This window comes from Caldisericota bacterium (assembly GCA_034717215.1).
Taxonomy (GTDB): Bacteria; Caldisericota; Caldisericia; order Caldisericales; family Caldisericaceae; genus UBA646.
Genome location: JAYELD010000160.1, coordinates 1 through 4408, shown reverse-complemented (window position 1 = coordinate 4408; position 4408 = coordinate 1). Strand labels below are relative to the sequence as shown.

The following is a 4408-nucleotide window of genomic DNA, read 5'->3' as shown; positions in this document are numbered from 1 at the left end:
CAGCTTGCAGTCCTTTCTTCACTGTTTTGTGGATTTCTCGGAGTACCGTTTCTACCTGGGAAAGCAGATCATCTGCCGGCTCGCCACCCAGATCCTCGATTCCGGGCTGGTACAGACAAAGCGTATCCCGCAGTTCCCTGGCAGTGGCGCCCAAAGGTGTTTGAATATCGCCGGTGGTGAGACGGTGGATAGATAGGGCATGAATAATCCGCAGGGCCATGTCTTTGTAAGCTGGACGGGTAAAAGCCTGATTGATACGGGATTCCAGAATCTGGCTGCATTCGATTACTGCTCTGATGTCCGGCACGGCGCGAAAGGATGGATTATCCCTTAACGTATTCCAATAGCTGTCGTAGGCAATTACTCTGGGATGGTCTTCAGATATGTTTTCATCCATCTTCCGCTTCATCGCAATCGACAGTGTTTTAAGTATTTCACGCTTTTCAACCGCCGTAATGCGTTCAAAAGTATCAATATAATTGGGATGAACGGGAAACAGACGGACAAACTCATCCATTCTCTCGTTCATATCACCATAGAACTTGCCAAAAGGGATCAGATACTCCCTTATTCTGGCCTGTTGCTCAATGGTTTTTCTGAGCAGACGTTCAGATACAACAAACTTTACATCACTCCGTGCTATGAGAATTTGTTGAAAACGATCCTGAACACGACGAATACTATCGGCAACGAAGGCAAATCTTGGACTATCAAAAATGGCCTCCTGAACACCGGCTATGAACCTAAAACGAATGTCTTTACAGACCTCTCCGATCTCTCGCAGGAAATTCAGGTCAAGTATGAGTTCCTGATCCTTCCGCGTGCGCAGATAATCAAGCAGTTCATCTACAACAAGAAGAAGGCCATGGTCCGGATACTTTTTATGGAATGTAGCCATCATTTCTTCAAATGCCGGTTTGTTAGTGGATACCTCGCCCGCTGACGGAAAGGTATAGTTCACCCCGAATGATGCGAGATGCTCTTCAATTGCAGCCACCATTATGTCACGGAAAGACATGGTGGTTGAGCCTATTTCAGTGCGTATTACCTTGAACTTTCCGGCAATTTCTTTTGCAGTGTTTAAAACCTGAGCGTTACTAATAACATCCACAAGATCGGCATATTCTGCAATAGCTGAGATCATCGACATCAAGTGAGACTTACCAGTACCGTAATTTCCCACTACTAAAAGCCCCTTATTGTCGGTGGGGTATTCAAATTGCAGGTGGGGAAAGACCAATTCAGTAAGTTTTTCTGCCATTTCTTCAGAGATGACATAAGTTGAAACGAGCTGCCGGGCTGAGGTCTCCTGATCAGCATCGCGGAGTTGAACTACAGACTCAATGGGTTCAAACTGGATTAGTTCCCTGTATTTCATTTTTCACGCCCTTTTTGTTCTGTTAATGGTTCCATCTAAAGGTTAAGGTTGTGGTGTCACCACCAGAAGTTCACGGGCTGGGTATCGGCGATACTCCGGATGATCCGAACTTGCATAAGTCAGATAATTGTCCTTTATTTCTCCATTCCAGGAGGCAACAATTGTTCGATTTCGGGAAAGTCCCTGAAGAAGTCTTAAGGGATCTTGTTTAAGAGACACCTCAAACAGAATTTCTATGTTGTCCAAAAGAGCTACCTCGATTTCCGCTTTTCGTAAAATGTCCTCCAAAATACGAGGTAGTTGAAGCGCTTGCTGTTTAGCCGTTAGCTCCAACAACTGCCGGGAAACCTCAAGATTCACATTTACAACAGACGTTCTCAGAATTTGTTGCACTTTTTTGAGAACTGAGGTTTTGCCTGATCCTTGTGGCGCGACTACAAGCACCAGCCGGTGATACAATTCGGAGGCTTGCTCAATTTTCTGAATAATTTTATTAGAAAGAAGTTCGGCCATGGGTAAATTCAAAGTTATCGTTATAGCCATATTTTGTCAAGCAACAGGTCTTGTAACCAGCACTCAAATTGCACACTCCAAATTACTTAGAATTAAGATTTTTGCAGAATTGTTCAGGCGGTTTCCTAAACCGCCTCTACAGACAGCCTGTTTGACAGCCCTGAAAGGCGATTTCCCGATCTGTCGTTTTTCAATGCAATATTTATGGCTTTTTTTGAACCTACAAGTATTACCAGTTTTTTACCCCTTGTTATTGCTGTATAAAGCAGGTTCCTCTGGAGCAAAGCAAAATGCTGGGTCATTATCGGCACAACCACCGCAGGATACTCCGACCCCTGTGACTTGTGCACGGTTATGGCGTACGCCAGCGAAAGCTCCTCTGTTTCCGTAAAATCATAGGCAACTATCCTGCCGTAGTAATTCACGGAAAGATGGTTGTTTGCCGTGTCAATGGAGGTAATTGTTCCGATATCACCGTTAAAAACCTCTTTCTGATAATTGTTTTTTAAATGCATAACTTTGTCTTGTATCTTAAAACGGCCGCCTTTGCTCGGAGACCCGGGGTTTAAAGCCTTTTGAAGCGCCTGGTTCAGGTTGGCGGTCCCCGCCACGCCCTTGTGCATCGGAGTTAACACCTGAATATCATTTACACAGTCAAAATTGAAAACCTTTGGAATTCTTTTACTGCATAACTCAACTATTGTTTTAACAGCCCTGTCCGGATTATTTTGCTCAATGAAGTAAAACTCAGACAGCTTTTCAGGTATATACTCCTTTTTGAGGTCAGGCATCTTCCCGGCACGAACTCTGTGGGCATTCATAACAATAGGGCTTTCCTGAGCCTGCCTGAAGATTTTCTTTAGCTCAAAAGTTTTTATTCTTTTCGAATTGATAATATCGGCAAGAACATTTCCCGGGCCGACCGATGGAAGCTGAAAAACATCTCCGACCAGTATTAATACACAGTGCATGGAAATTGCTTTAAGCAGATAAAACATTAAATATACATCCACCATCGAGGCTTCATCAATGATTATTGCATCTGCATCAAGCGGATTATCCTGGTTTTTAGCAAAAAAACCGTCCTTAAAATTATATCCCAAAATTTTGTGGACAGTGCTTGCCTCCCTGTGTGTAACCTCTGAAAGACGCCTGGCCGCCCGTCCGGTCGGGGCCGCAAGGATGATTCGTTTTTCAAGAAGTTCAAAAACCGCGTTAATAGATCTGATAAGTGTAGTTTTGCCTGTTCCAGGGCCTCCGGTTATTACTATAATTCTGTGAGAAAGGCATTCCTGCAAAACATTCAACTGTTCAGAAGAAAGTTTGATGGCAAGTTTTCTCAATACTTCCTGCGTAATCTGTTCTGTGTCTATAGATAGAGGAGAAACCGGAACAGACAAAACAGCCTTTATCCTGTCGGCAATACCTGTTTCCGCCTCATGCAGACTTTTTAGATAAACAGCGTAGGCCTCAGTGCCCGCAATTTTTTTTAGAACCAGTTCCCCTGTGTCGGCAAGAGCAAGCATGGCATCTTTGGTTTTACTTGGCTCGATCTGAAAAAGATTCTCGCAGCGTTTAAGAATCTGCTCTTCACAGGCATAAACATGTCCTTCTGAGACAAATTGCTCTATGATATGAATAATGCATGCATTAATCCTTTCCGGCTTATCTTTTGGAATGCCCAGATTCTGTGCTATCCTGTCGGCAACATAAAAACCGATTCCAGAGATATCACCGGCTATGCGGTAAGGATCATTTCGGAGGATGTTAACGGCATCCTTCCCGTACTCTTTGAAGATTTTTGCGCTGTATGAAGTTGTAATGCCATTTTCCTGAAGAAACAGCATCAGACTTCTAATTGCATGATGTTCTTTCCAAAAATTGCTTATCTGCGCAGCCTTTACCTTTCCTATTCCTTTAACTTGAGCAAGCTTTTCAGGACTGTTTTCAATTATCTCTAACGTTCTATTTTTATAACGGCTAATCAGGGCGGCAACAATTTTTGGACCTATTCCCTTAATAAAACCGGATTCAAGGTATTTCTTTATACTATTGATTGTTGCAGGAAGAATAACTTCAAATGACTCGACCTTTAATTGCTGGCCGTATTTTGGATGAATCTCCCACCTGCCTTTTATTTTAAGGGTTTCGCCGGGACTGACAGCCGGCATGAAGCCTGTAACGGTCACAGAAGTTTGATCCTTACCTGTCTTTAATCGCGCAACAGTATAATGGTTTTCTTCGTTATAGTAGGTGATTCTTTCAAGATGTCCTTCGAGAGTTATCATAGGAAGTGACTGCTTATCCAGATCGCAGCATCATAGAGATCGGAAGCTATATAATCAGGAGAAATTTTCTTTTCTGACAGAATCTTTTCAGCATTTGAAAAGTTATCGCTTTTAACCAGAACACCCAGCCTGCAACCTGCCCTGCGCGCGCATTCAATGTCCTTTGCGCTGTCACCCACCATAACCGAATCCATAAGATCAATCTGGTATTTTTTCTGTGCCTGGAGTA

Annotated in this window: 4 protein-coding genes; all 4 read right to left on the bottom strand. The window is 43.3% G+C overall.

Going from position 1 to position 4408, the window contains the following annotated elements:
* Positions 1–1378: DUF6079 family protein (locus U9Q18_06590; GenBank protein MEA3314025.1), on the bottom strand; the 1378-nt coding region annotated here is incomplete at its 3' end.
* Between the two features lie 42 nt (positions 1379–1420).
* Positions 1421–1921: a BREX-3 system P-loop-containing protein BrxF gene (gene brxF, locus U9Q18_06585; protein MEA3314024.1), complete on the bottom strand. Its 501-nt coding sequence runs from the start codon at positions 1919–1921 to the stop codon at positions 1421–1423.
* A 95-nt stretch (positions 1922–2016) separates the two neighbouring features.
* The gene (locus U9Q18_06580; protein MEA3314023.1) at positions 2017–4179 is read right to left on the bottom strand and encodes an ATP-dependent RecD-like DNA helicase; all 2163 of its coding nucleotides are present in this window, start codon (positions 4177–4179) and stop codon (positions 2017–2019) included.
* Positions 4176–4408: HAD hydrolase-like protein (locus U9Q18_06575; protein ID MEA3314022.1), on the bottom strand; the 233-nt coding region annotated here is incomplete at its 5' end. The genes U9Q18_06575 and U9Q18_06580, both read right to left, overlap by 4 nt.